Annotated in this window: 33 protein-coding genes and 1 pseudogene; 15 read left to right on the top strand and 19 right to left on the bottom strand. The window is 70.3% G+C overall.

Annotated features, from left to right (window positions below; translation table 11 throughout):
* Window positions 1-37: 37 nt before the first annotated feature.
* Both HAV40_RS06850 and HAV40_RS06845 read left to right on the top strand, forming a co-directional pair.
* The gene (locus HAV40_RS06850) at window positions 38-418 is read left to right on the top strand and encodes a hypothetical protein (protein ID WP_166379880.1); all 381 of its coding nucleotides are present in this window, start codon (window positions 38-40) and stop codon (window positions 416-418) included.
* 18 nt (window positions 419-436) lie between these two features.
* Window positions 437-610 (top strand): hypothetical protein, encoded by a 174-nt coding sequence (locus HAV40_RS06845; RefSeq protein WP_166379879.1) that lies wholly within the window; start codon window positions 437-439, stop codon window positions 608-610.
* Between the two features lie 153 nt (window positions 611-763).
* Here the strand turns inward: HAV40_RS06845 and HAV40_RS06840 are convergent, their stop codons facing one another.
* Window positions 764-1081 (bottom strand): hypothetical protein, encoded by a 318-nt coding sequence (locus HAV40_RS06840; RefSeq protein WP_166379878.1) that lies wholly within the window; start codon window positions 1079-1081, stop codon window positions 764-766.
* A 16-nt stretch (window positions 1082-1097) separates the two neighbouring features.
* Window positions 1098-1481, bottom strand: coding sequence for an FxLYD domain-containing protein (locus HAV40_RS06835; RefSeq protein WP_166379877.1), 384 nt, complete (start codon window positions 1479-1481; stop codon window positions 1098-1100).
* A gap of 165 nt (window positions 1482-1646) precedes the next feature.
* Here HAV40_RS06835 and HAV40_RS06830 point away from each other — a divergent pair, with 165 nt between their 5' ends.
* Window positions 1647-1964 carry a hypothetical protein gene (locus HAV40_RS06830; protein WP_166379876.1) on the top strand — a complete coding sequence of 106 codons (318 nt, stop codon included), beginning with the start codon at window positions 1647-1649 and terminating at the stop codon, window positions 1962-1964.
* A gap of 89 nt (window positions 1965-2053) precedes the next feature.
* Here HAV40_RS06830 and HAV40_RS06825 read toward each other — a convergent pair whose 3' ends face one another.
* The 12 genes from HAV40_RS06825 to HAV40_RS06770 all read right to left on the bottom strand — a co-directional run bounded on the left by HAV40_RS06825 (window position 2054) and on the right by HAV40_RS06770 (window position 9921).
* The gene (locus tag HAV40_RS06825; protein ID WP_166379875.1) at window positions 2054-2512 is read right to left on the bottom strand and encodes a hypothetical protein; all 459 of its coding nucleotides are present in this window, start codon (window positions 2510-2512) and stop codon (window positions 2054-2056) included.
* A gap of 70 nt (window positions 2513-2582) precedes the next feature.
* On the bottom strand, window positions 2583-2822 hold the full coding sequence (locus tag HAV40_RS06820) for a hypothetical protein (RefSeq protein WP_166379874.1): 240 nt from the start codon (window positions 2820-2822) through the stop codon (window positions 2583-2585).
* A 103-nt stretch (window positions 2823-2925) separates the two neighbouring features.
* Window positions 2926-3288: a hypothetical protein gene (locus HAV40_RS06815; RefSeq protein ID WP_166379873.1), complete on the bottom strand. Its 363-nt coding sequence runs from the start codon at window positions 3286-3288 to the stop codon at window positions 2926-2928.
* A gap of 9 nt (window positions 3289-3297) precedes the next feature.
* Window positions 3298-3621: a hypothetical protein gene (locus HAV40_RS06810; protein WP_166379872.1), complete on the bottom strand. Its 324-nt coding sequence runs from the start codon at window positions 3619-3621 to the stop codon at window positions 3298-3300.
* A gap of 101 nt (window positions 3622-3722) precedes the next feature.
* On the bottom strand, window positions 3723-4103 hold the full coding sequence (locus HAV40_RS06805; RefSeq protein WP_166379871.1) for a hypothetical protein: 381 nt from the start codon (window positions 4101-4103) through the stop codon (window positions 3723-3725).
* Window positions 4104-4318: 215 nt separating this feature from the next.
* Window positions 4319-4549, bottom strand: a complete 231-nt coding sequence (locus HAV40_RS06800) for a hypothetical protein (protein ID WP_166379870.1) — start codon at window positions 4547-4549, stop codon at window positions 4319-4321.
* Window positions 4550-4876: 327 nt separating this feature from the next.
* Entirely contained in the window at window positions 4877-5314 is a 438-nt protein-coding gene (locus HAV40_RS06795; RefSeq protein ID WP_166379869.1) for a hypothetical protein, read from the bottom strand.
* Between the two features lie 142 nt (window positions 5315-5456).
* Window positions 5457-7505, bottom strand: coding sequence for a P-loop NTPase family protein (locus tag HAV40_RS06790; RefSeq protein WP_166379868.1), 2049 nt, complete (start codon window positions 7503-7505; stop codon window positions 5457-5459).
* Between the two features lie 77 nt (window positions 7506-7582).
* Entirely contained in the window at window positions 7583-7762 is a 180-nt protein-coding gene (locus tag HAV40_RS06785; protein ID WP_166379867.1) for a hypothetical protein, read from the bottom strand.
* Window positions 7763-7854: 92 nt separating this feature from the next.
* On the bottom strand, window positions 7855-8328 hold the full coding sequence (locus HAV40_RS06780; RefSeq protein WP_166379866.1) for an AAA family ATPase: 474 nt from the start codon (window positions 8326-8328) through the stop codon (window positions 7855-7857).
* 86 nt (window positions 8329-8414) lie between these two features.
* A complete protein-coding gene (locus HAV40_RS06775; RefSeq protein ID WP_166379865.1) occupies window positions 8415-8561 on the bottom strand; it encodes a hypothetical protein in 147 nt (48 codons plus the stop codon).
* Window positions 8562-8847: 286 nt separating this feature from the next.
* On the bottom strand, window positions 8848-9921 hold the full coding sequence (locus tag HAV40_RS06770; RefSeq protein WP_166379864.1) for a hypothetical protein: 1074 nt from the start codon (window positions 9919-9921) through the stop codon (window positions 8848-8850).
* 103 nt (window positions 9922-10024) lie between these two features.
* Between HAV40_RS06770 and HAV40_RS06765 the strand changes: the two genes are divergently transcribed.
* Complete coding sequence (locus HAV40_RS06765; RefSeq protein WP_166379863.1) at window positions 10025-10273, top strand: hypothetical protein; 249 nt, start codon at window positions 10025-10027, stop codon at window positions 10271-10273.
* 280 nt (window positions 10274-10553) lie between these two features.
* Here HAV40_RS06765 and HAV40_RS06760 read toward each other — a convergent pair whose 3' ends face one another.
* Window positions 10554-10772 (bottom strand): DUF397 domain-containing protein, encoded by a 219-nt coding sequence (locus HAV40_RS06760; RefSeq protein ID WP_166380123.1) that lies wholly within the window; start codon window positions 10770-10772, stop codon window positions 10554-10556.
* Window positions 10773-10812: 40 nt separating this feature from the next.
* Window positions 10813-10944 (bottom strand): hypothetical protein, encoded by a 132-nt coding sequence (locus tag HAV40_RS38815; RefSeq protein ID WP_275413487.1) that lies wholly within the window; start codon window positions 10942-10944, stop codon window positions 10813-10815.
* Window positions 10945-11148: 204 nt separating this feature from the next.
* Here HAV40_RS38815 and HAV40_RS06755 point away from each other — a divergent pair, with 204 nt between their 5' ends.
* From HAV40_RS06755 to HAV40_RS06730, 6 genes and pseudogenes are all read left to right on the top strand, one after another.
* Window positions 11149-11412, top strand: a complete 264-nt coding sequence (locus HAV40_RS06755; RefSeq protein WP_239086410.1) for a GntR family transcriptional regulator — start codon at window positions 11149-11151, stop codon at window positions 11410-11412.
* A gap of 50 nt (window positions 11413-11462) precedes the next feature.
* Complete coding sequence (locus HAV40_RS06750; RefSeq protein ID WP_166379862.1) at window positions 11463-11903, top strand: GntR family transcriptional regulator; 441 nt, start codon at window positions 11463-11465, stop codon at window positions 11901-11903.
* 495 nt (window positions 11904-12398) lie between these two features.
* Window positions 12399-12656 (top strand): annotated as a pseudogene (locus HAV40_RS06745) (mechanosensitive ion channel family protein); the annotation flags it as partial.
* A gap of 313 nt (window positions 12657-12969) precedes the next feature.
* Complete coding sequence (locus HAV40_RS06740; RefSeq protein WP_166379861.1) at window positions 12970-13320, top strand: DUF6401 family natural product biosynthesis protein; 351 nt, start codon at window positions 12970-12972, stop codon at window positions 13318-13320.
* 135 nt (window positions 13321-13455) lie between these two features.
* Entirely contained in the window at window positions 13456-14862 is a 1407-nt protein-coding gene (locus tag HAV40_RS06735; RefSeq protein WP_203671470.1) for an alkaline phosphatase PhoX, read from the top strand.
* A 102-nt stretch (window positions 14863-14964) separates the two neighbouring features.
* Window positions 14965-15810 carry an NAD-dependent epimerase/dehydratase family protein gene (locus HAV40_RS06730; protein ID WP_166379860.1) on the top strand — a complete coding sequence of 282 codons (846 nt, stop codon included), beginning with the start codon at window positions 14965-14967 and terminating at the stop codon, window positions 15808-15810.
* A gap of 44 nt (window positions 15811-15854) precedes the next feature.
* Here the strand turns inward: HAV40_RS06730 and HAV40_RS06725 are convergent, their stop codons facing one another.
* Window positions 15855-17561, bottom strand: a complete 1707-nt coding sequence (locus tag HAV40_RS06725) for an FG-GAP-like repeat-containing protein (protein WP_166379859.1) — start codon at window positions 17559-17561, stop codon at window positions 15855-15857.
* Window positions 17562-17753: 192 nt separating this feature from the next.
* Entirely contained in the window at window positions 17754-19151 is a 1398-nt protein-coding gene (locus tag HAV40_RS06720) for a glycosyl hydrolase family 18 protein (protein ID WP_166379858.1), read from the bottom strand.
* A 300-nt stretch (window positions 19152-19451) separates the two neighbouring features.
* On the opposite strand from HAV40_RS06720, the gene HAV40_RS06715 reads away from it, so the two are divergent.
* The 5 genes from HAV40_RS06715 to HAV40_RS06695 are packed head-to-tail and all read left to right on the top strand — an operon-like array spanning window position 19452 to window position 24557.
* Window positions 19452-20375: an STM4015 family protein gene (locus tag HAV40_RS06715; protein ID WP_166379857.1), complete on the top strand. Its 924-nt coding sequence runs from the start codon at window positions 19452-19454 to the stop codon at window positions 20373-20375.
* Window positions 20376-21446, top strand: coding sequence for an STM4014 family protein (locus tag HAV40_RS06710; protein ID WP_166379856.1), 1071 nt, complete (start codon window positions 20376-20378; stop codon window positions 21444-21446).
* Window positions 21443-22258 (top strand): STM4013/SEN3800 family hydrolase, encoded by an 816-nt coding sequence (locus HAV40_RS06705; protein WP_239086409.1) that lies wholly within the window; start codon window positions 21443-21445, stop codon window positions 22256-22258. The genes HAV40_RS06710 and HAV40_RS06705 overlap by 4 nt, the downstream gene beginning before the upstream one ends.
* On the top strand, window positions 22255-23646 hold the full coding sequence (locus HAV40_RS06700) for an STM4012 family radical SAM protein (RefSeq protein WP_203671468.1): 1392 nt from the start codon (window positions 22255-22257) through the stop codon (window positions 23644-23646). The genes HAV40_RS06705 and HAV40_RS06700 overlap by 4 nt, the downstream gene beginning before the upstream one ends.
* A complete protein-coding gene (locus HAV40_RS06695; protein WP_166379854.1) occupies window positions 23643-24557 on the top strand; it encodes an STM4011 family radical SAM protein in 915 nt (304 codons plus the stop codon). The genes HAV40_RS06700 and HAV40_RS06695 overlap by 4 nt, the downstream gene beginning before the upstream one ends.
* Here HAV40_RS06695 and HAV40_RS06690 read toward each other — a convergent pair.
* Window positions 24520-25680: a DUF6745 domain-containing protein gene (locus HAV40_RS06690; protein WP_239086407.1), complete on the bottom strand. Its 1161-nt coding sequence runs from the start codon at window positions 25678-25680 to the stop codon at window positions 24520-24522. The genes HAV40_RS06695 and HAV40_RS06690 overlap by 38 nt on opposite strands.
* Between the last annotated feature and the right edge of the window lie 4 nt (window positions 25681-25684).

Here is a 25684-nt window from a genome sequence, read left to right as displayed (position 1 = left end):
CGGGCGCGGTCCGCAGCGAAGCGGAGGAGGAAGGGTCATGACGGAGCAGAGGGCTGACCGCTGGAAGGACATCCTGCAGTCGCTGCCGGTCACGGTCACGGTCGTGGTCGGGGTGCTGGTGGCGCTCGTGTGGTCGATGACCAACATGGCGGCTCTGCAGCGTCTGACCGAATGCCAGGCGCGGTACAACGAGTCGAGCAACGCCAACCAGCAGCTGCGTGCGGCCGCCGCAGCGGAGGAGCGTGTCGCACTCGACGAGCTCATCAGTTCGATCGACGAGGCGCGGTCGGCACCAGCGGCCAACGCGCAGGTCGCACTGAATCTTGCATTCCGCACCTATGCGGAGGAGCGGGCGCGGATCGACGGCAAGCGTGAGGTCATGCCGATCCCGCCGCCGCCGTCGCAGACGTGCGGCTAACCCTGAAGGAGGAAGATCATGGGTAAGTATTCGAAGGCGATCGTCGCGGCGTTGACTGCCGGGCTGCTCGCGGTGCAGCAGGCTCTGCCGCTCACTGATGAGCAGCGCGGCTGGGTGACGATCGTGCTGGCGGTCCTCGGCGCGGTTGGCGTGTACGCGGTAGAGAACAAGCCTGCCGAACCCACGAAGTAGTCATGGCCCGGATGCCTGGCCGGGTGTCGCCGCCGTGGTGCCCCCACTGCCGCACGCCGCCCGGCCCGGACTGCCCGGTGCGGTCGCGTACGCCGCGTCAGGTGAAACTTCAGTTGAAACGCGAACTCATTCAACTGAAATTCGACTGAGCGGCTAGGCGACCTCGCCCTGGCCGAGGGTCATGCCCTTGCGGCCGGGTGGGTGCATCTCCAGGTGCAGCTGCTGCGCAACGTCGAAGTCGATGCCAGCCGCCTCCGCGATCTGCAGCACCCGACCGCCAGGCTCGTAACGGTCCGGGTCGCCGAGGCCGTGCGCCAAAAGGTGCCCGTCTGCGGTGATGGCGTGTAGTTCGGCAACACACTCGGCCATGGTCAGTTCCTCGCGGCCGAGTTTCCCCGCGAGGTTCTGCACCGCGCCGTTGACGGATGCGATGGCGAGCCGGTCGGCCTGACTGTGCGCGGGTATCTTCACCAGCCCACCGTATGCGCTACTCGACGCCCAAGTATTCGCAGGTAGCACCCACGCGGCCGACGTGCCGGAGGGTGATCGCATCCTGCTCGGTGTCGCCGGGGTCGACCCGGCCCGTGTATTCGCTGCCCTTGCTGATCTCTTTGCCGTCGGCGTCGAGGACCCGGAACCGGAGCCGGTACGAGGTTTCCTCGGTGCCGTCGTTGGTGACGTCGAACCCGATGCGAGTTTCGCCGCCGTCGTGCTTGCAGGCGGTGATGGTGACTGGCGGCCCGTCTGGGGTGGGTGTCCTGTCCCAGTAGTAGACGGCGGCGAGTACGACGGCGGCGAGGAATGCGGTGGCGGCTGCTCCGATGGCGACGATGGTGATCCATGTGTTGGAGCGTGGGGCGGGCTGGGTCATACCCGCCGATGCTGCCCGTGATGGTGGCGGTGGTCGATCGGTTGGCCGTGCCAGCGGGGATGGGCCGGGTGGGGGATACGCGAACAGCCTCCGCCGTGGTGGCGAGGGCTGTCGGCGCTCGGTTCTACGATGATGGCGAGCCGAGTGGTCAGGAGAGGAGCATCGATGGGCGACAACTACATCGTTCGGGTTCGCCTCGGGGCTATCGACTCCGAGTCCGTGAGCGATGAGACGTCTGCCGCCGCAACAGCGGCAATCCAGGCCACCTACCCGCGTGCCGAGGTCGACCACGGGGGCGAGTTGATCGAAGTGACCGTCACTGCAGAGTTTGCTGGACCTGTTGCGGCAATGGGTGTTCTCGGCCTGGTGGTGTCGGCGTTCGGGGCTGCTGGCCTAGCTGTGGAGTTCTACGGCATTGACATCGCGCGGCACCTGGCCCGCGTCGCTGGAAGCCTTGGGCGTCCTGGACACAGCATCGACTAAGTCGTAGGCTTACGTGTGGTGCGAGCCATGGGAGAAGGCCCCGTCCTCCGCTTCGGCGTGAGGACGGGGCCGTTTCTTCGTGTCCGGACTCAGCGCCGCATCGCGTGCCAGCGGTGCTCGAACCTGCCGTCGCCGTCCGGCTCGGACACCGTGCTGGTGCCGCTCGCGGTGACGGCCCAGCCGTCGGCCAGGTGCAGCGGCAGCGGCTGGTCGTACACGTAGGTGATCGCGGGCAGAGTGCTCGGCGCGACGATCGTGGCGTGCCGGTGCGCGTACGCCGCGGCGTAGAGCCCGCGCCCGCGGTAGGCGGGAACCTCGTAGGAGTTGCAGCAGCGCAGCACGCCGCAGTCCTCGACCGCCGCCGCCCACGCTCCGGCCCGGCCGTCGACGACGGAGACGCACCACAGCTTGCCCGGCTGTTCGTCCAGTTCCGACTCGGCGTCGAGCCACATCTGGCGGAGCAGCGCGGTGTCGGCGCGGACCGGGCCGAGCAGCTCCTCGTAGCGGGGGTGCCCGATCCATACGGTGACCAGCTCGGGGGTGGGCATGTCGCGTCCCTTCGGGTGGTGAGGAGGTCCAGGGCCCCGCCCGTGGTGGGCGGGGCTCCTGGTCACTGGGCTACTGCCAGGGGTAGACCCGCTGGGCGCGCATCACGATCTCCTCGACGATGCGGACCTGGCTTCCCTGGCGCTTGATCCCCGTGCCATAGCTGGCTGCGTTGATCGCGTTCCAGAAGCCGCCGTCTTCGGTCTCGGCCTGGCTGCCGCTGATGCGGGTCCAGGTCTCGGTCCCGGTGTCCCAGCCCTCGACGTAGTAGGTCGTGGTGTTGGTGACGGTGGCGTCGCCGGTGTAGTCCATGTGGACCTCCTTTGTTGAGTTTTCAGCTTGCCTTGCTGTAGTCAGCCTACACTCGAAACTGTAGACCGTCTACACGAGGATGTGTCATCTGGGCGACAGATCGTTACCGCTTACCGAGGTCCTTGAGCAGTGTCATCCGGTCCACGCCAGAGCGGCGCGCAGCCTGCGCATCAGGCATGCCGTCCGCGCTGGCCATAGCCGCAATCTGGCGGGCTGGGACGAGCAGACGCGCAGCCTCACGGCGGGCGGCAGCGTATGAAGCACCCGCATCATCGATGGTCACCTCGCCGAGCAGGTACTCGACGGCAGCGTTCAGTGCGGCCTGGTGCTCGTCCTCCTGGTCAGGGTCGGCGTAGCGCGCGTGAATCCTGTCGTTCTCCTCGGCAACGCGGTCACGCTGGTCCGGGGTTAGCTGGTCCCAGGCGGGGCCGAGGAAGGGGCGCAGGTCTTCGGCGGTGGTGGGCATGCTGGCTCCTCAGGCGTAGATGCGGTCGATCAGCTCGGCGCTGACCGGGGTAACGGAGACGATCCGGGTCGGGCAGACGAGCAGTGCGCCCGCGTGGGCGTCCTCGTCGGTGTCGTCCGAGTGGTAGCCGTCCAGTTCGACGACGACGCAGGCCTCGTCGACCCAGCCGGCGGCGGTGCGGAAGTACTCGACGAGCCCGTCGATCGAGCCGCAGACGGACACGCCGTGGCGGGCCGGGGCCCACTCGTCGTTCCAGTTGCGCGACTGCCAGTTGTCCTCGTCGAGGAGGAGTGCGGTGTCGCGGTCTGCGGGCTGGATCCGGAAGAACGTCATGTAGGCAGTCTACACATGTAAGTGTAGGGCGTCTACAGTCCCTTGTGTCAGCTGTCGGACAGCACAAAGCCGCCCTCACCGTGGCGAGGGCGGCTTTCGGATCATTCGCTGTCGCGCACCCACTCGCTGACTGTCACCCGCCGAGACACAACCACGGCCTTGCATGTCTCCTTCGCCACCGGGGACAGGCTGGCGGTCCGGTCAGCACGAGCCCGTGAGTCGAACTCCTCAACCTCCGAGTAGCCGTCGTCCCAGGTGCGCTTCACGCCCCAGTCATCGCCGACAATCCCCTCCTCCCACGGACCCTCGACCACGACGCGGCGTGCGACGTAGGCGGGCGGGAGGTTGGGCGAGTGCTGCGTGATCCGCGCGGCTTGGCCAAGCGCGATCGTCTTCGACTGCTCGGGCTCGTAGAACTTCGACCCGTCGGGCAGTGTCGTGACGATGGCGTATTCGAGGTATCCGTCGCTGAGGTTGTCCATGGTCCGCCTCCTTTGCCGGGCTGCGACCGTATCCCGGTCTCGGCGTGGCGGGTGCCCGTGATGCTGGGTGGTACCGGGGTGGGGACAAAGCCTGTACGGATGTGCGAGCCGATGTGGACCTTGTGGGCGGGTGTCAATCAGGCGAGCCGCCGCCGGATTGGCAGCGGCTCGATGTCCGCCGTCTTGTCCACAGGGCTGTGGATGCTGGCCTGCGGTTACGCGATTTCGGGCCCGGTTTTGTCCACCGGAATGTCCGCCCCCGTAAGCCGACTAACCGTCTCGTGAACATGCCGGGCCACCATCTCCTCCACGTCCACAGCCACGCCGTCCGCCTCCTGCGCCAGCGCGACACTCACGATCCCGTGGATCTCGGTGAACATCCACACCATGTCTGGGGTGGTCAGCCCATACGTGTCGGCCAGAACCTCAGCCAGTTCCTCGTCCACGGCAGTCACCTCGGACCAGACGGCGAAGAACCCGTGTCCGGGCCAGCGGGCGGCTGCACCTTCGGATTACCGCGCGACGGACGCACCTCGGGCTCACGAGACGACCGGACCGATGGGCCGACACGAAGCAGCTGCCCGTCCTTGTCGGTGTACCGGAAGCAGCCACAACCCTTCGAGATGCACCCCATCCGCATGTACGCACCTGTTGGAACGTGGCGGGGGTGTCCGCAGACGTCGCACTTCATCACCGCATCATCCCCGATCCGCGCCCGGCTGCCAGTCCACCACCTGGCGGAGAGCCCAATGCGCCCCCGCCATCAACTCCCACTAGTCCATCCGCCCCTGAAACGTGCCACTGAACGTGCCGCCGCCAGCCGCCTTGCCGACGACGACCAAGACGACCACGACGACCAGCAAGCCACCGATGATGACCGCGGCGTGCTCGACGATCGCCGTTACGACCTCGTAGACGGCCCAGCCGACACCGCCCAGGACGACCGCCCCGCCGCCGGCGACCGCCGCGACCGTGCGGGCCGACGGCCGCTGCCGGACCAGCCCGGCGTTGACGGTGACCCGGCCAGGCGTCTGCGTCCGGGCCGGGCCCTCAAACCAGGCGAGCCGACCCTCCGACTTCATCTCGTCGAGGACCTTGCCGACCGCAGTGGGCGTGCCCGTGATGGTGACCTGGTTGCCGCGGCGCACCACCTCGGCGTTACCCGCCGTGACGGTGGCGTGGGGTGCTCCTAGCTTCTGCCGAGGGTTCATGAAGTGCCTCCGTGGGTGTGATCTGCGGTGCTGCCGGGATGCTCGCTAGTTACTAGGCCGCTGGTCAGGCAGTATGCGATGCGCTAGCAGGTGCGCTAGACCTAGCGCCGCCGCCGCTAGATTCGCGGCCAGTTCGGGCCGTCTACTTGCGCCGTTTTCCGTCACGCTCCGCGATTGCTCTGCGGATCGCCTCGGCCGTGACCCCGTACCGGTTCGCGCCCTTGCCAGTCGCCGAATCGGTCAGCCACGTCTGCGCCGGCACGATGCCGTACGGCCGCAGCGCCGCCGACACGTTGGTCTTGTCCCAGCCCTCGTATGCGGGGCGGAGCTCGGCCAGCCGCTCAGCGATGGACTCCAGCCACGCCTTGTCGGCAATGACACTCAGGACGTCGGCGAGCACGTCATGGGACGGCCCGGCCTGTACGTCCTGCTCGACGCCGAGGGCGTAGCCGGACAGCGTCCCCGCTGCCTCCCGTGCCGCGCGGGCGCGGGTGACGACCTGCTCCGCGACGACCGCGTCGACGTAGTGGGTGCGGACGATTTGCGGGTCGTCGCCCTCACCAGCCAGGTAGCCGATGCCCCGGTCGGAGCGGGCGAACTGGTGGGCCTTGATGCCGCTGCTGCTGGCACCGGAGCCGAGGATCATGTCGTTCGCGGTGTGGGTCATGACCTTCATCGCGTACCGCAGGACGACGTTGCTGCTGATGACCGGCGGCAAGGACTTCGCGTCCGGGCGCTGGGTCGCAAACAGCATCATGATCCCGACGGCCGGGCCGCGGCGCACCAGGTCCTCGCAAATCGCCTGGATAGCCTCGCCGTGCTCCGGGTGCTCGAACCAGCGCTGGCACTCGTCCACCCCGACGACGACCGGGCACAAGCCCAGCTGCGTGTTGTCGGCGAGCTGGTCGGTGACCTTCGACTCCGGGACCAGGTCCGACGGCAGACCCCGCAGGACGCGGGTCCGGCGGCCCATCTCGGTGTGCAGCTCGGACAACGCGGCCAGTGCGTACTCGATGTCCTCGCCGTCGTCGCCGGCCCGGTACCGGTGCGCGACCGGCTGCAACGGACGGAAGTCGCCGGTACCTTTCAGGTCGAACGCCCACACCTGCGCCCTCAGGTCCAGGCACGCCGCCAGCAGCAGCAGACGCAGGCTGAACGTCTTACCCATGCGCGGGATGGAGCCGATCGCCGCCGATGCGTACATCAACGTGACCGGGGCGGCCCGGCCGCGCGGATCCGTGCCGAACGCGAACGGCTCGAACAGGTTCACCCTGCCCGCCTTCGCCAGCGGCCACGGCGGGTTCGGTGACTTCGACATCTCCCGGTCACCGACCCATAGGACCAGCCGCCCCGGGTGCACCGACGGCGCGCCCTCCGGCCACACGCAGCCCAGCGGCCGCGACAGCGCCGACGCCAGGGCCTCGCGCCGCTCGATGACGTCGCCCGCGGTCACGCCCGGCGGCAGGTCGACCTCGGCCCGCCAGCCCGCGCCGTCACGCTGGATCGGGGCGGGCCAGCCGATCGACTTCGGGGCACGGTTGATCCCGGCGATGCCGATAGACAACAGCGCCTGCTGGACGGTCTCGCTGTGCAGCCTGGCGACCCTGCTGGTGACGACAGCGGAGCTGGCCAGCGGCGCGTCAGGGCGGCCACCAACCGCACCGAGGCTGGCCACGGCCAGGCCCGCGGTCAGCAGTTGCACCCACGCGGGCGACGCCAGCACGGCCACGCCCCCGGCACCGGCCACGAGCACGCCCAGCCCGGAAGCCCGCAGCCTCGCCCCGACTCGCCGTCCACGCTCATCGGCGAGGGTCACGTACTGGCTGCGGGCCATGCCGTCGCCTGACACCGCGACCGCGGACCGTACGACCTGGCGTCCGTCCCAGTCCAGCATCCACGCCAGCCAGCCGCGCAGCACCCGCCCCAGGCCACGGGGCGACCGGGCGATGAGGCGCGTGGCGTACAGCGGCAGGCGCACCGCGTGGTACCCGGCGCGGTGCGCGGCGTTCTCGGCGGCCCAGCGCATCTGCGCCTTGAACGCCTCCGTCGAGCGCAGCCACTTCGGCAGGATCGGCTGACGGTCGGCGTGCTTCGGCGCACTGTAGTCGCCGGCGGTGTCGACCGGTGTGGGTTCGACCAGGTCGGCGAGTTCGGCGTCCCAGTCGACCGGGGTGTCCGGGTCGATTGTCATGATGGTGTCCTCTATCTGCTGGTGGAGGCGGGGCGCACCGGACTGTCTAGGTGGGGTGCGCCCCGCGCATGGTCGGGTCAGATGCCGTAGCCGTGCTTGGCGATGTCGCGCAGCTCGGAGATGTGCTCCTCCAGGGCCACCTCGCGCGTCCGGGCTGCAATGAACGCCGTCCGCTCGTCGAACTTGCCCGGCGCGTTCAGCCCACGGGCCTTGGCCTCGGCGGAGATGTCCTGCGCGGTGGGGAATTTCTTGGCCATGGCTGCTCTCCTTCTGTGTCTGGTCGCCCCGCTGGCGGCCACCGCGCGGGCCGGGACTGCAGGATCCGGCCCGACGGTGACTGCCCGGACGGTCAGCGGCTTTGCAGGCTGCTCATGGCCAGGTCGTCGAGGTGCCGCTGCCACATCGCCCGGATGCGGTCCGCGCCCGCCTGCTCGGCCTCAGGCCGTAGGACGTCGCGCCGGATGCACTCCTCGACCGGCACGTCCAAGAATCGGCTGACGACGTAGACGTCGACCTCTTCCAAGTCCTCGGCCAGCTCAGCCAGGCCCTCGACGTGCGAGCGGAGCAGGGACGTGTCATCGACGATGACGCTGCATCCGTCCTCCAGCAGGCGGCGGATGACCGCAGCCTGGGCGATCGTGCACCGCCGCTCCGCCTCGGCCAGGGCGTCCTCGTCGCCGTACGGCCACGGTGCCAGGCTGAGCATCCGGCGTACGCGGTCCCGGCCAGCCAGGCTGATCGTCGGGTCGGCGGCCTGCTGCTGCTCGGCCCACGTGGACTTGCCCGAGCTGGGCAGCCCGCGCGTGATGTAGAGGGTTGGCATGAGTTTTCCTCTCGGTGGTGGCCGCTCTGTGGTCTCCGCGCGGGCTGGGTGCTGAGTCCCAGCCCGCGCGGTAGTTGCCGGAGCTGCTACTTCTTGCGGATGTGCGTGCGGTCGGGCGTCGGCTTCTCGTTCACGAGTTCCCGGCCGACGCCGTTGCCGTCCTTTCCGAAGTGCTTCCGGGCGACGTTCTCGGCGTGCTTCTCGTCGCGGGCGTGCTTCTCGGACTTCGCCATGTCTTCTCCAAGGGCTGGTGGTGCCGACCGCCTGTCTGGCGGCCACCGCGGGGACCGGGCGTGCTGGTTCCGGTCCCACGGAGGCCGTCAAGCTGGCCGATTGGGCAGCCGACCCGCCTTGCGAGGCGGGGTCGGGTTCTCCTTCCGGATTGCCGCGGTCTTCCGGCCGCCCCCTGAGACGTCCGTGAGCGTCCAGCCGCCTTGTCCGGCGCTGCACGTCCATTCCTTCTTCCTGCTGCTGAACAGGCCCATAGCGGGGTCCTTCCTCGGGTAGGGAGGGTTCTTGCTACGCGGTGGCGGTCGCCATCGCGGGTGCGGTGTTTGGTGCGATGGTCTCGGCCGCTTTCACCGTCTTCTGGACGTGCCGGACGTCGTACCCGAGGGCACGTGCCGCCTGCGCCACAGACGCACCGGGGTTGCGGTGCTGGAACGCGCGAACCTCTGCGGCAAGGTCTTCCGCCGGCACCCACTTCTTCGCGGTGGTGCCTGCGGCCTTCGCCCGCGCCGGGTTGCTCTTCGTACGGGGCTTGGGCTCGTGCGGTGTTTCTGCTGCATCGTCGGCGCTTTTCGTGGCCTGCTCCGGCTGCGGAGGCTCGTAGTCGGGCGCGGTCATTTCGACGACGAGCTTCACGCGGCGCATCTGCTCGTGGGCGGCCTGGACCATCGCGTCGTTCGCGTCTCGGGCTGCTCGGCGGACGCGCCCGGCGCGCCAGGAGCGCGATCCAAACCAGCCGTACTGGAGCGCGTACTGGGCGCGAACGAGACGCCTTACACCGCGGTCGTGGGCAAGGGTCACGATGTCGTCCGGGTTGGGGCTGATCCATCCCCACCGAACGAAGATTCGCCGCGGTGTCCACACCCACGAACCACCGCGCTTACGCCGCTCACCGTCGACCTCATCTGGGCGGTACTCCGACCACCACAGCGTCGCGCCGAGGACCGGGATTAGGATCCGCAGACCCTGCATCGACGCGGTGGTGGCCGATGCGGCGACGATGACACCGACGGGGATGGCGAGGTACCAGACGGTGCGCCCGTTGGGCCCGATGGTGCCGTACTTCTTGAAGTGCTTGTGGCCTTTCGCGCCCAGGTTGACCATGACCATGCTGGTCATACCGCACCCGGCGAGCGCGAGAAACCAAGGTGCGTCTGTGCCGAGGAGGACCTCGAAGATGCCCTCGGCCTCCCAGGCGATGACGAGCGGCGCGGCGATCAGCATGGTCGCGGAGTCGACGCCGCCGCGGCGGAAGGCGCGAACGAGGAGCAGAACGAGGACCAGCACGATGAGTCCGCCAGCCAGCGTGGCGGCGGTCTGGCTGTTGGTCTCGATCCAGGTCCAGATCTCGGCGATGTTCGTCATAGGACAACCGTAGGCCAACCCTGGGTTGTCTGGCAACCCCGGGTTGGCCTAAGCTGAATGAGCCATGGTTGACATGCCAATACACCCCTGCCAACATCGCGACATGACCGAGGACGAGCTGCGCGACCTGATCGCCGCCTACGACGCGGCCGGGGCCCAGCTCGACGCGGCAGACGCGGAACGTCTTCGCGTCCGAGACGAGGGCCTGCGCCGCGCCCGCAATGAGGGCATGCGGCAGGTCGACATCGTGAAGATCACCGGCTACAGCAAAGAAACCGTCCGTAAAGCGCTCAACCCGCAGGTACGCGAAGCGGTCAACGAAGCGAAGCGGGACCGCCGGGCCTCACGATGACGTGGTGAACCCGCCCGTCTGCGGCCTTGCATGTCGCCCAGCGCGTCGGCTGCTTCGGCGTACCGCTGTCCCACGCCGCCTGGATCGTGGCCTCGCCGATGTCCGGTAGGTGAAGCGTCTCGCCGGCCCGTACCTCGGCGAGGTTGCCTTCGATGCGGATGAGTGCGCGGGCGGCGGCGGCACCCCAGTTGAGCTGGGTGGCTTCTGGTACACGTCTGACCATCATTACCTCCGGGAAAGGTGAAGGGCGCGGCATCGTCTGCCGCGCCCTCGCTGGTGGTTACAGGTCGAACTCGCCGTCCTTCGCGCCTTCCACAAACGCGTCCCACTCGTCCGGCGTGAAGATCAGTGCCGGGCCGGTCGGATTCTTCGAGTCCCGCATCGCGATGGCCCCGCCGACGAACGCGACCTCGACGCAGTTGTCGCAGTTCGGGCCCGACCTGGTGCTCTTAAACCAGCGGGCGTCGGTCAGGTCGACCCGGAAGCCCTTGGTTTCGATCTCCACGATTACTCCAGACGTGAGGCCGACACGCGGCCGGTCAGATCACCGGGGCGAGGACGGCGACGAGCAGGGCGTAGGGCAGGAAAGCCGCGAGCAGAATCGGGCGGCCCATCCACCGCACCACACACTGCCGGTAGGTGAGCCGGGGAGGTTCGCCGATCCGGATCATCACGGCCTCTCGCGGACGGAAGGGCCCCGCCGCGTCGTCACTCTGCCGCCACGGCGAGGCGGTCTCCAGGGAGCCGCCCGACCCGCACAGTTGTCGAGCTGGGAGAGTCGGGCAGCTCAGGGCCGACGTTACAATCTTTGATTGCAAAGTCAAGGCTGACATCGAAGATGGCATTGCTTGCAAGCCGACAGGGGCTGGGTCAGGATGACGGTGTCGAGCTGGGAGAACACCGTGGCACCGTCCGAACCGCACTACCGTCGCATCATCCGCGAGATCCGAGAACAGATCACATCCGGAGCCCTCGCACCTGGGCAGAAACTGCCCACGACCAAGGAGCTGGCCGCGCAGTACGGCGTCAGCACCCCCACGGTCAGGCAGGCGATCACGATCCTGACCGAATCGGGTGTACTCGTCGGGCATCAGGGCCTCGCAGTCCGGGTCGCACCAGAAGCAGGCCCTCAACTTTGAGTCCAAAGATGCAAGGATGCAAGGTCACGACCGGTTCATAGCGTCCGGGTGTGCATGCGGGCGATATCGACGAAGAGTCGAAGGTCCCCATCTTTCACCAGGTCGCGGACTCGCTGCGCCGCCGTATCGGCGACGGCGAGTGGTCGGCTACGGGGTTCCTGCCGTCGGTCCTGGACCTGGGCCACGACTACTCCATCGGTCTGGCGACGATCCGCCGGGCGATGGGCGTTCTGCTGACCGAAGGCCTGCTCGAGCAGAAGAAGGGCCAGCGGGCCCGGATCCTGCCGCAGCCGGGGGAGCGGGAGCTTGTGCTGCTGCCGCTGGGCGCGCACATCGTGGTGGATGCGGCGACGGCGGCGGAGCGGCGGGAGCTGGATTTGCCGCGGGGTGCGTGGATGGTGCGGGTGTCGCATCGGGGTGTGGTGCGGGTGTGGCCGGCGGATCGGGTGGAGTTGCGGGTGCCGTGGAACGGGCCGAATCACGCTGAGTGACGGATGCAGTCGTAGATCTAACTGCGTGTATGTGTGGTTGGGGTGTGCAACCCGGTATTGCAGTTCCGACTGTACAAAGTCGCAAACCGGACACGGCGGGACATCCGTCAGCCGAAAGTACCTGACCGGTAAAGAACTTTCGGCTTAACCGATCAAGCTAATCGACGGCTCAACCTCAGCAAACGCCCAAATCTCGCACGTGCGAGGACTATCACCGACCGTTGCTAGCGCAACCTCGCACCGCCTGCAACGCTGAACACCTGCCGCAGGGGCCGCTAACCGCCGAAGGTGAGCGTCGTTGCACAAAGCAGATGGGACACCCGACGTAGCCCCCCGTGCGGCCGGGAACGAGCGCCCGGACCGAGGCTGGACTCATCCCCTCCTCGGTCCGGGCCCATCCATCATGCCCCTGCGCCCACGCCTGCGGGGAGACAACCCGTGTCACGTTCCCTCACTCACCAGCAACAGCACCCTGCCGACAGTTCACGAAGGCTGACCACGGTGACCATGCCGATCCTGATCGCGGTGCTGGCGACCGTCGCGGGCATCCTGATCGTGGGCGTCGGCGGCGGGCTGGTCCGCCCGATGCAGTCGCGCTGGGACACCTGGCTCGACCGGGCCGGCGAGGAGTCGACCCGCGTCGCCGAGCACGCCCGCGCGTACGCCGCCGGGCAGGCCGACGCGACCCGGGTACTCGCCGACCGGCCCACCGGCACCGTGTACCCGTCGCAGAACGCGGCGCCCGCCGACTCGAACCAGAAGGCGGCGCCCGCCGACCCGAACCTGTACCAGGCCCCGGCCGAGCCGGACGAGTACCCGGTGCCGCTGGTGCCCGGCTTCGACAGCGACCAGACCCAGCCGCTGCCGAACTCCGCGCGACGCCCGGTCTCGCGGGACTGACCGCCGACCGGCCGATGGGCGCGACCTGACCGGTCGCGCCCATCGGCCGGTGTCGACCCGGCTGTCCCTCCTGCGGGTGGGACCGGTCGGGCAGCGTTGTCCTCTGTTCGGTCATAACGGACGCCAGGCCGCATTCAAGGCCCCGATGCTGACCTAATCTCGCGGCATGGACCGTGGCCCCACCAGCCCAGACCAAGCCCGCTCGGTGCTCGCGCGCTACGCCCGCGTCGTCGGCGACGCCGGCCGTGCCGCCGCCGCGGCCGACCCGGGCGTGCTCGCCATCCTCGACCAGGCGACGGCCAGCGTCGGCGACGCCCTCGACCCCGAGCGGAGGCCGCCGCTGGTCGAGCTCGCCTGCTACGCCGACGGGCTCACCGACAAGGCGACCGCGCTGGGCTGGAACCTGCCCGACGTCACGGCGCTGGACTGGCGGCGCGCCGACCAGATCACCTGGCGGCTGGTAGCGGTGTGCGAGCTGGCCGAGGCGCTGCTCGACAGGGACGTGACAGCGGGCTGAGCTGGGCACACAGGCCGACGTAGGCAACGTTTGCCTGTTGTTGGCCTGATCTTGGCGCGGTGCGCGCGGGCTGTTACCGGATGCGGACTTGCATGTCACGGGTAGACATGAAGGCCCATCGAAAGGCAGCTATCCGTGCACACCCCTCTGTCACGCCGCAACGTGCTGCGCGCCGGCACCCTCGCCGGCCTGGGCATCGCGTTCGCCGGCAGCATCCAGGCGGTCGCCGGTCCCGCGTACGCCCATCCGACCGTGCCCGGCTACGGTCCGCTGGTCCCCGACCCGGCGGGCATCCTGTCCCTGCCCGAGGGCTTCTCCTACCGGATCGTCGCCGAGGCGGGCAAGACCCTGCTGTCGACCGGCGAGCCGACCCCGAGTGACCCCGACGGCACCGCCTGCTTCAGCACCCGCCGCGGCTTCACCCTCGTCAACAACCATGAGGTCGGCGGCGACGAGCCGTTCCGGGTGCCCGCGCGCCCCGGCTTCACGTTCGACCCGGGCGCGGGCGGCGGCACCACCAACATCGAGGTCGACCACCACGGCAACCGGGTCCGCGAGTACGTCAGCCTGGCCGGTACGCACAACAACTGCGCGGGGGGCATCACCCCGTGGGGCACCTGGCTGACCTGCGAGGAGACCGAGCAGCGCAAGGAAGGCGACTTCCAGCAGGACCACGGCTGGGTGTTCGAGGTCGACCCGTTCGACGCCGAGGCCAACCTCGACCCGGTGCCGCTGAGGTTCCTCGGCCGGTACGCCCACGAGGCCGTCGCCGTCGACCCGCGCACCGACGAGATCTACCTGACCGAGGACGCCAGCGGCCCGAACGGGCTCTACCTGCGCTGGGTCCCGCCGAAGCACTTCAAGGGACGCGACGGCGCGCTGCGCAAACTCGCCCTCAGCGAGGGCGGCGACACCGCCGGCCGCCTGCAGGCCCTGGCGGCGACCCTGGACGGCCTGCACATCGCCGACCTGTCGGCGGCCACCGAGCCGGGCACGACGTACAAGGCGAGCTGGGTGGACGTGCCCGACCGGCTGGCGACCACGGTCTCGGTGCGCAGGCAGTTCACCAACGACCAGGTCACCCGCGCCCGAAAGCTCGAAGGCCAGTGGTACGGCGACGGCGGTGTCTACTTCGTCTCCAGCTACGCCCGGATCACCGACGGCAGCGTGCACGAGCACGACGGCCAGGTCTGGTTCTACGATCCGCGGCGCGAGACGATCGAGCTCAAGACCATCTTCGGGCTGAACCCGGACCCGAAGGCCGAGGGCCACTACGACGGCCCCGACAACATCACCGTCTCGCCGTACGGCGGCATCATCCTCGCCGAGGACGGCGAGGGCCTGTCGCACCTGGTCGGCGTCAGCGACAGGGGCGTCACCTACCCGCTGGCCCGCAACGAGCTCAGCGACAGCGAGTTCGCCGGCCCGGTGTTCAGCCAGGACGGCCGCATCCTGTTCGCGGGCATCCAGGCCGACGGCCTCGTCGTGGCGATCACGGGTCCGTGGGGCCGCCGCGGTCGCGACCACGATCACGACCACTGATCTCACCCTGTGCCGCGCCCGCTCCGGAATGTGCCACCGGAGCGGGCGCTCCCGTTCGGGGCCGGGATACGTTGTCGGGGATCTTCGGGAGAGGTGTGGACGATGACACTTGTGGCAGTGACCGGCGGCAGTGGCAAGCTGGGCCGGGCGGTGGTGCGAGACCTGCTCGACAACGGATACGACGTGGTGAACCTGGACGTGGCACCGCCACGGGAGCAGCTGTGCCCCTACACCCGGATCGACTTCACCGACTACGGCCAGGCGGTGGAGGCGTTCAGCGCGATCGACAGCCGGTACGCGAAGGTGGACGCGGTGGTGCATCTCGCGGCGATCCCGGGGCCGGGCATGACCGGCAACGCGGCGACGTTCGCCAACAACGTCACGGTCAGCTACAACGTGTTCGCGGCGGCCCGGGCGGCCGGGATTCGCAATGTGGTGTGGGCGTCCAGTGAGACGGTGCTCGGGCTGCCCTTCGACACCCCGCCGCCGTACCTGCCGGTGGACGAGGAGTACGCGGGACGGCCGGAGACGGCGTACTCCCTGGCCAAGCACCTCGACGAGCAGATGGCCGCGCAGTTCTGCCGGTGGGACCCGGAGCTGAAGATGATCGGTCTGCGCTTCTCGAACGTGATGGAGCCCGGCGACTACGCGAACTTCGCGTCCTGGCAGGACGACCCGAAGGCCCGGATGTGGAACCTGTGGTCGTACATCGACTGCCGCGACGGCGCGCAGGCGGTGCGGCGGGCGCTGGAGTACACCCGGCCCGGCCTGGAGGTCTTCATCATCGCCAACGCCGACACCGTGATGCGCCGCGAGACCGTCGACCTGGCCGCCGAGGTCTTCCCGGACCTGCCCTGGCAGCGCCCGGTCGCCGGCAACGAGACCCTGCTGTCGATCGACAAGGCCCGCCGCGTGCTCGGCTTCGAACCGGTTCACGGCTGGCGGTGACCACGTGGCCCGCACCGCCGCGACGGTGCGGGCCACGCTGCGCGCTACAGGGTGTTCTCGCCGGTCAGGCCGAAGAAGTCGTGCCACTTCACGCCGCCGAGGAAACCGGTGCCGGTGGACAGGCCGACGTACACGTCGTTGGTCGTGCCCTTGGTGAACACGATGATGTCGTCCCTGCCGTCGCCGTTGACGTCGCCGAGGTAGGGGAACTCCCCGGCGAGGCAGAAGAAGTCGTTCCACTTGACGGCGGTGCCGACGAACGCGCTGCCGTTGGCGGCGGCCACGTACACGTCGGCGTTGGCGTCGCAGGTGAACGTGACGATGTCGGCCTTGCCGTCGCCGGTGACGTCGCCGAGCCGGGGCTGCTCCGCGCCGACCGCGAACAGGTCGTGCCAGAGCGCGCCGCCGGCGAACGCGGTGCCGGTGGACAGGCCGACGTACACGTCGGCGTTCGTGCCCTGGGTGAACACGACGATGTCGTCCCTGCCGTCGCCGTTGACGTCGGCGACGCCCGGATACTCCCCGGCGGGTGCGAAGAACTCGTTCCATTTGGCGGCCGGTCCGAAGCCGCTGCCGGTGGACAGGGCCACGTGGACGTCGGCGTCGGTGTCGTGGCTGAAGCTGACGATGTCGTCCCTGCCGTCGCCGTTCACGTCGCCGACGGCGGGGACCTGCGCGCCGGGTGAGAAGGCGTCGTGCCACTTGGCGCCGGGGGCGAAGCCGGTGCCGGTGGACAGGCCGACGTACACGTCGTCGGTCGTCCCCTTGGGGAAGGTGACGATGTCGTCCTTGCCGTCGCCGTTGAAGTCGCCGGTGGACTGCTGCTCGCCGTCGACGCCGAAGTAGTCGTTCCACTTGACCGTGGTGCCCGCGAAGGCGGCGCCGGTGGAGGTGGCGGCGTAGACGTCGTTGGTGGTTCCCCTGGTGAAGGTGACGATGTCGGCCTTGCCGTCGCCGTTGACGTCGGTCGACGAGCCCGCGTGGTACTCGACTCCGGGCACCGGGGGCGGCGGCGTGCTGCCGGGAGTGCCGATGATCAGGCTTTTCATGAACCGCTCGCCGGGCTGGCTGATCCCGGTGCTGCGGTACAGGCCGGTCTTGAGGTAGCTGGACTGGCCGGAGTAGAGCGTGCCCGCGCCCTTCGGGTGCTGGCCGAAGACCGTCTGGTTGCCGTTGTGCCAGGCGTCCATCACCGCGGTGGCGGCGCTGACCGAGAACTTGACCCGCACCGTGATGGTGGTGGATCGCCCGGCGATCGCGTCGCCGATGTCGTAGTGCCAGGCCCCGTTGTTGCCGTCGAGGTAGTACTTGCCGTGGCCGATCTTGATCTCGATCGGCGGGGAGCCGGTCGACGCGTTCTTGAACTGCATGACGACCTGCCAGTCGCTGGTGGCGGTCGGGAAACCGGCGGGCAGGTAGTCGGTGAACCGGACGATCAGCGTCTGGCCCTCGGTGATGTTCTGCGCCGCGGTGGGCTGCGACTCGTTGCGCTGCTGGCCTCCGGCCAGGTAGAAGCGCCCGGCCATGCCCTGCCCGTCGGGCGAGGGCCGCACCGTCGGCCTGGCCACCGCCCCCTGCGGCTGGTCGTTCCACGGAGTGCTGAGCCACCCCGCCCAGCCGTTGCTGAAGTCGGTGGACCAGACGACGTTCATGCCCGGCTCGGCCGCCGCGGCGTCGGCCGCCGGTGCGGCAGCCGCGCCGGTCACCGCGAGCGCGATGGCGACCAGCCCGCGCCTCAACTGCTTGCCCATGCAGATCATCCGTTCCGTCCTCGGCAAAAACCTCCACTCAGTCAACCATCGAAGAAACTAAATTACAATGTGGATCGATGGACGCGAACGGGCCCGCACCGTCGCCGGTGCGGGCCCGTCCCTTTCGGGTGATCATGAAGTTATGGGTGGTGACACGCCGTTGAACACGCCCATAAGTTCATGATCGACAAATCAGGGCAGGGTCCAGATCTGGTTGCCGGAGGCGGCGCAGGTCCAGATCTGCAGGCGGGTGCCGTCGGCGGTGCCCAGGTCCTTGGCGTCCAGGCACTTGGCGGAGACGGGGTTGCGCAGGTTGCCGTTGGACTGCGGCTGCCAGACCTGGGCGCCGGAGCCGTTGCAGTCCCAGAGCTGGATCAGGGCGCCGTTGGCGGTGGAGGCGCTGGTGACGTCCATGCACTTGCCCAGCGCGCGGACGGTGCCGTCGGTGCCGATGGTCCAGTTCTGCGCCGTGGTGCCGTTGCAGGTGTAGAGCTGGATCGCGGTGCCGTTGGCGGTGGAGGCGGCGGCGACGTCGACGCACTTGCCCGACGCCTGGCCGACGATGCGGCCGGTGCGGCCGCCCGGGGGCGGCGACGACGGCGGGGTGGTGCCGCCGATGGCGACCTCGTAGATCGCGCTGACCAGCGACGTCGAGCCGGTGGTGTCCTGGGACAGCTCCCAGTTCATGATGCCGCCGGCGTTGGCCTTGGCCCACGCGGTCTTGCTGCGGATGGTCGGCAGGCCGTTGTAGCACTGCTGCACACCGCTGACCGTGGTGCAGTCGCGGTTGGCGTTGGCCGGGTCTATCGCGACGAGCTGGCTGTACGTGTAGTACGTCGGGCGGCTGTAGAACGGCACGCCCAGCACGGCCTTGCTGGCGGGCAGGCCGCGGGACTTCCACGAGTTGACCGCGTTGATCGACCAGTTGTAGTTGGCGTGCGGGCTGCCGCCGTCGTACGCCATGATGTTCAGCCAGTCGACCGCGCTGAACACCGCGGGCTGCACGAAGTTGGCGGTGCTGCCCTCGGACACCACGGCGGCGGTGAGCAGCTTGCCCCGGGTGTGCATGGCGGTGCTGAGCTGGTTCATCAGCGCCGTGTAGTTGTTGCTCTCGGCGGTGGTGTCCGGGTACTCCCAGTCGATGTCGACGCCGTCGAGGTTGTACTGGTTGACGAGGTTCACCAGGTTGTTGACGAACGCGGTGCGGGCCGTGGCGTTGGCGGCCAGGTCCTCGAAGGCCTGGTCGTTGCCGTCGTTCCAGCCGCCGACGGCGATGGAGACCTTCACGTTGTTGGCGTGGCCCAGCGAGACCAGCGAGGACAGCTTGGACGGGTTGTCCAGCCCTTGCAGGCTGCCGTTGGAGTTCGGCAGGACGAAGGCGTAGTTGATGTGCGTCAGCTTGCCGTACTGCACGGTGTTGACGTTGCCTGCCCACGAGGGCATGTAGCCCACGCTCTTGAAGCCGTTGGGCAGCACGACCGCCTGCGCCGTGGCCGGGGCCAGCGCGACGGCGGCGCCGACGGCCGCGGTGGCCAGGGCGAGCCCGGCGGCGGCCCAGCGACCGCGGCGGGTCTGGGTGGTGTCGGACATGGGGGTCCCTTCAGTGTCCGGTGCCGTGGCGACGTGGTGTCACGGCACATCGACTGACCGGACAGGCAGGTGCGCCCCTCCCCGGCGCGGCCTGATGGCAGGCGGCGACCGGGGGCACGCGGCGGCCCGATCGGGTGCGGGTTCGGACGAGGAAGCGGCTCGCTCCGAGTGGAACGCCTGGAGTTTAGTAAACTTAACTATCTAATGCAATGAATGAGTGCCGGACGCTTGGCGGCGGCGTCGGTGGCGGGTGTTAATGTCCCTCGTCCCAGACCCGATGCGGCCCGGCGGAGGCAGCGCATGACGATCGGCTCCCACATCACGACGTTCGCCGGGAAACCCGTCGCGGAGTATCCGGCCGACCTGGGCAAGGCGTCCCACGCGGGCACCGCCTGGCGGCTGGAGGACCCGGACTACGACAACACCGGCCAGTTCCTGGAACGGCTCGAAGCGCTGGCTGCGCAGGAATGGGCCAACCAGGTGACCGCGCTGATCGTCGGCAACTGGGGCGGGGCATACGACAGCGCCCCGCCGATCGAGCGGCTCGCTGCCCTGCTGCCGCGGTTCACCCGGCTGCGGGCGCTGTTCCTCGGCGAGATGACGTACGAGGAGTGCGAGATCTCCTGGATCCAGCAGGCCGACATCACTCCGCTGCTGGAGGCGCTGCCGCTGCTGGAGGTGCTGACCGTACGCGGTGCCACCGGCCTGGGCCTCAAGCCGCTGCGGCACACCGCGCTGCGCTCGCTGACCATCGAGTCCGGCGGACTGCCCGCCGACGTCGTGCGCGCCGTCGCCGAGTGCGACCTGCCCGCGCTGACCCACCTGGAGCTGTGGCTCGGCACCGAGAACTACGGCGGCGACGCGACCGTCGACGACCTCGCGCCGATCCTGGCCGGCACCCGGCTGCCCGCGCTGACCTCGCTGGCCCTGCGCGACGCCGAGATCGCCGACCTGGTCGCGGTGGCGCTGGCCGGTGCGCCGGTGGTGGCCCGGCTGCGCGAGCTGGACCTGTCGCTGGGCATGCTCAGCGACGAGGGCGCAGCCGCGCTGCTGGCCGGGCAGCCGCTCACCCACCTGCGCAAACTGGACCTGCACCACCACTTCATCGGCGCGCCGGTGCTGGAACGGCTGACCGCCGAGCTGGCCGCGTCCGGCGTGGAGCTGGACGCCTCCGGGGCCGACGAGCGCGACTGGGACGACCGCTACATCGCGGTCTCCGAGTAGATGCACGTCACCGTCGTCGGCAACCCCGGCCACCGCCGCGTCACCCTGTTCGCCGCAGCGGCCGTACGCGCGGGGCTGTCCGAACCCGACATCGTGTCCTGGCGCGACGTGCTCACCGGCGTTCCGCTGCGGCTGCGGCCCGGCACCGTCGTACGCGTCGAGTCGCCCGGCGAGGACGCCGAGGTCGACCGGCTGCTGCGCGGTGCCGTCGCGGTCGCCGAGCCGGGCGAGATCGTCGGCGGCCGGGCCTGGTACACCGGGTTCGCCGCCGCCCTGGACCGGGTCGCGTACACCGCCCGCGAGCAGGGCGCGTCGCTGCTGGCCGACCCGGCCGAGATCCTGGTCATGTTCGACAAGGCCGCCTGTCACGCGCGCCTGCTCGCGGCGGGCATCCCCGTGCCCGCCGCACTGCCCGGTTCCCCGGCGAGCTGGGCGCAGCTGCGATCGTGGCTGGACGAGACCGGCTGGCGGCGGGTGTTCGTCAAGCCGTGCCACGGCTCGTCGGCCTCCGGGGTGATCGCGTTGCAGCTCGGCAGCGGCGGCCGGGTCCTGGCGACCACGTCGGTGGAGCTGTCCGGCGGGCGGCTGTTCAACTCGCTGCGGGTGCGGCACTACCGCGACGAGCGCGACGTCGCCGCGATCGTGGACGCACTCGCCCCCGACGGGCTGCAGGTGCAGCGCTGGCTGCCCAAGGCCGGGCTGGACGGCCGCGTCGTCGACCTGCGCGTGGTCACCGTGGCGGGCGAACCGTCGCACGTGGTGGTGCGCGGCAGCCGCTCGCCGATGACGAACCTGCACCTGGGCGGCGTACGCGGCGACCTGTGCGCGCTGCGCGCCGCCGCTGGGCGGCACTACGCCGAAGGCCTGGACACCTGCCGCGCCGTCGCCGCCCGCTTCCCCGGCAGCCTGCACACCGGCATCGACCTGATGTTCGCCGCGGGCTGGCGCTCCCACGCCGTCGCCGAGGTCAACGCCTTCGGCGACCTGCTCCCCGGCCTCCTCGTCGACGGCCGCGACACCTACGACGCCGAAGTCGCCGCCCTCCTCACCCGCACCGGGGTGGCGGCGTGAGCGTCGACATGGCGTCCATGGTGGGGGCGTGGGATATTGCGCTGGTCACGGTCGATACGTTGCGGTATGACGTCGCGGCGGGGGAGGCGGCGGCGGGGCGTACGCCCCACGTGGTCAAGGTGCTGCCGGGTGGGCGGTGGGAGGCGCGGCATACGCCGGCGAGCTTCACGTATGCGGCACATCATGCGTTCTTCGCGGGGTTTCTGCCGACGCCGGTGACGCCGGGGCCGCACGAGCGGCTGTTCGCGGCGCGCTTTCCCGGCAGTGAGAGCACCGCCGAGGGCACCTGGGTGTTCGACGCGCCTGACCTGGTCACGGGGCTGGCGAAGGCCGGGTATCACACGCTGTGCCTGGGCGGGGTGGGCTTCTTCAACCGGCTGTCGCCGCTGGGCAGCGTGCTGCCGGACCTGTTCGCCGAGGACCACTGGCGGCCGTCGTTCGGGGTGACCGAGCCGGACTCGCTGAGCCACCAGCTCGACCAGCTCGAAGAGAGCGTCGTCGCCGCCCCGGCGGCCAGGCCGCTGTTCACGTTCCTCAACGTGTCGGCCCTGCACCAGCCCAACCGGCACTACCTGCCCGGCGCGACCGAGGACGGCCCCGACAGTCACGCGGCCGCGCTGCGCTACGTCGACACGCTGCTACCGCGCCTGTTCACGCTGCTCACCTGGCGTCGGCGGCCGTGTTTCGTGGTGCTGTGCGCCGACCACGGCACGGCGTACGGCGAGGACGGTCACCACGGGCACCGGGTCGGGCACGACGTGGTGTGGACGGTGCCGTATGCCGAGTTCGCGCTGTCGCCGGGGGAGTGGTGACGGGGCTGGACGGGTCGCCGTACCAGGGTTACCTGTACGCGTACCCGCACAAGACGGCGTACCGGCCGCTGCGCCCGCGCCCGGCGCTGCGCGACGTGTGGGCCGGTCAGCCCCGCGACGCCCTGTTCCTGTACCTGCACATCCCGTTCTGCGAGATGCGGTGCGGCTTCTGCAACCTGTTCACCCGCGCCCAGCCGCCCGCCGAGCAGGTCGGCGCGTACCTGCGCCAGCTGCGGGTGCAGGCCGAGCAGGTCGCGGCGGCACTCGGCCCGGCCCGCTACGCCCGCGCCGCGATCGGCGGCGGCACCCCGACCCACCTGACCGCCGACGAGCTGGCCGACCTGTTCGCGATCACCAACGGCGTGCTCGGTCTGAACCCGGCCGCAGCGCAGCTGTCCGTGGAGACCTCACCCGCGACGGCGACCCCGGACCGGCTCGCGGTGCTCGCCGCGCACGGCACCCACCGGGTCAGCATGGGCGTGCAGAGCTTCCTCGACGCCGAGGCGCACGCCGCCGGGCGGCCGCAGCGCCGCGCGGACGTCGACCGGGCCCTGACCGCGCTACGCGAAGCCGCGTTCCCGCTGCTCAACGTCGACCTGATCTACGGCATCCCCGGCCAGACCCGCGACACCTGGACCTACTCGCTGCGCGAGGCTCTGACCTGGCGACCCGAGGAGGTCTACCTCTACCCGCTGTACGTGCGCCCGCTGACCGGGCTGGGCCGCCGGGAGGGCCTGCTGTCGCTGCCCGGCCCGGCCGCCGCCGGGCGGGCACCCGACCTGCCGCCGACGCCGGCTGCCGTGCCGGATCGCGACGCGTCGTGGGACGCCCAGCGCCTCGACCTCTACCGCCATGGCCGTGACCTGCTGCGGGAGGCCGGTTACCGGCAGCTGTCCATGCGCCAGTTCCGCCGCGCCGACGTGCCCGACCCCGACGGGGCCGACTACTGCTGCCAGGACGACGGCATGGTCGGCGTGGGCTGCGGGGCCCGGTCGTACACCGCCGACCTGCACTACTCGTTCGACTACGCGGTCAGCGTGCGCGAGGTGCGCGCGATCATCGACGACTACGTGTCCCGGCCCGCCGCCGACTTCGCGTACGCCGAGTTCGGGTTCGCGCTCGACGAGGCTGAGCAGCGGCTGCGCTGGCTGGTGAAGTCGCTGCTGCGGGCCGAGGGCGTCGACCTGCCCGGCTATGCGGCCCGGTTCGGGTCCACGGTGGACGCCGACTTCCCGCACCTGGCCGAGCTGGCCGACCGTGGCTGGGCCAAGGACGACGGCCACCGGGTGGCGCTGACCGACGAGGGGCTGGCGCACGGCGACGCGATCGGGCCGTGGCTGGTGTCGGGGCCGGTGCGGGCGGCGATGGCGCGGGCGGTGCTGCGGTGAACCTGCTGCTGCTGTATCGCGGGCCGCTGGCGAGCTGCAACTTCGACTGCCCGTACTGCCCGTTCGCGAAGCGGCGCGACAGCCGGGCGCAGCTCGCCGAGGACCGCGCCGCGCTGGCCCGGTTCACCGGCTGGGTCGCCGACAACCCCGCCGGCGACACGCTGTCGGTGCTGTTCACGCCGTGGGGCGAGGGGCTGACCCGGTCCTGGTATCGCGACGCGCTGGTGCGCCTGTCGCACCTGCCGCACGTGGCGAAGGTGGCCATCCAGACGAACCTGGCCGGGCGCCTGGGCTGGGTCGCCGACGCCGACCCGGACCGGCTCGCGCTGTGGGCGACCTACCACCCGGGCCAGGTGCGCCGGGAACGTTTCCTGGCGGCGTGCGCGACGCTGCGCGGGCACGGCATCCGGCACTCGGTCGGCATGGTCGGCCTGCCCGAGCACCACGCCGAGGCGGTCGCGCTGCGGGCCGAGCTGCCCCCGGCGACCTACCTGTGGATCAACGCCGCCGACGGGCACACCTACGACGCCGGGGCCGAGGCGGCGTGGACGGCCATCGACCCGCTGTTCGGGTACAGCGTGCGCCCGCACGCGTCAGCCGGGCACGAGTGCGGGGCGGGCGAGACGTCGCTGTCGGTGCTCGGCGACGGCACGGTGCGCCGCTGCCACTTCCTGCCCGAGCCGCTGGGCAGCCTGTACGACGGCAGCTACCGCGCCGCGCTGCGCCCGCGCCCCTGCGGCAAGGCGACCTGTGACTGCCACATCGGGTACGTGCACCTCAAGCGCCTCAAGCTGCACCAGGTCTTCGCCGGCGGGGTGCCCGAGCGCATCCCCGCCGGGCCCCCGCCGACCTGGGGCGTGCCGGTGTCGGTGCTCAGGTCTCCTGCTCCGGCGCGTACTCCCGCGAGCTGAGGCCGAACGACCAGGCAACGCCGTGCCGCGCGGTCTGCGTGTCCGGCGGCACCCGCAGGAAGTACGTCCGGAAGGTGCCGTCGGGTTCGGCGGTGGCGTTGAGGACCTCGACCATCACCAGCGGCTCGTCACCGGGCAGCTCGACGCGCCACAGCTTGCCGAACCGGTCGGACTGCGTCTCCACCGCCCCGGACTCGCGCAGGTAGCGGTCGAACCCGAAGTGCTCCAGCATCACCCGGCGCATCTCGGCGTTGGACTCGCGGCGGATCCGCGCCACGGTCAGCGTCGGCAGCTCGGCGGCGATCTCGGCGGGCATCGGCATGCCGCTCCACGCGTGCAGGCCGAAGCCATCCGGGTAGGACAGCGCGGGGCCGTCGCCGTGGTGCAGGCGGCCCAGGTTGTCGCGGTGCACCGCGCGCGGGCGCTCGGTGAGGATCGCGACGTGCTCGAACGCCCACCACCAGCCCGCGCTGGCGGCCACCCGGGCCAGGCCGTCGACGTCGGGATCGCTGTCGAACGCGCCCAGCCAGGCCGCGTCGTGCTGGCCGTAGACCACGTCGAGCAGCGCGTCCTGCTGCGCGCGGCCGAATTCGCCGCCGACCGCGCCGAACTGCTCGGTCAGCCGGGTGCGCAGCGGGGTGGCGAGCTGGTCGACGAGCTGCTGCCAGGGCCGCCGGGCGGTGGCGGCCCAGTGCCGGGCGAAGCCGACCGCGCCGCGCCGCTCGGCCAGCGCGGACCGTGCCTGTGCCCAGGGGCGGGTGCGCACCTGGGGGCGTACGCTGCGGCCGAGCTGGAGGTCGTGGACGCCCTGGGCGGCCAGTGCCTCGCGGACCTTCGGGTCTCCGGGCAGGCCGGTGCGCAGCATCGCCACCGCCGTCGCGCCCGCCGCGGGCGAGCCCAGCCACAGCATCCGCCCCGGCGCGGGCAGCCCCGCCAGCGCGTACGCGATCCGCACGCCCGCCTCGGCGCCCGCCCGGTCGGCGGGCTCGGTGCTCAGGCCGGTCGCCATCCAGCGCTCGGCCCGCGCGGCCAGGGCCATGTCCTCGTTCCGGCGGGCCTCGCGCCGGTTCGGCCGCTGCCCGTCGCTCGCGGCCTGCGTGGTCGCCGTCGTCTGCGTGCTCATGTCC

The organism is Catellatospora methionotrophica (assembly GCF_011297335.1).
Classification (GTDB): Bacteria; Actinomycetota; Actinomycetes; order Mycobacteriales; family Micromonosporaceae; genus Catellatospora; species Catellatospora methionotrophica.
The sequence above is the reverse complement of the archived record's forward strand: the minus strand, read 5'-3'. Positions and strand labels throughout refer to the sequence as shown.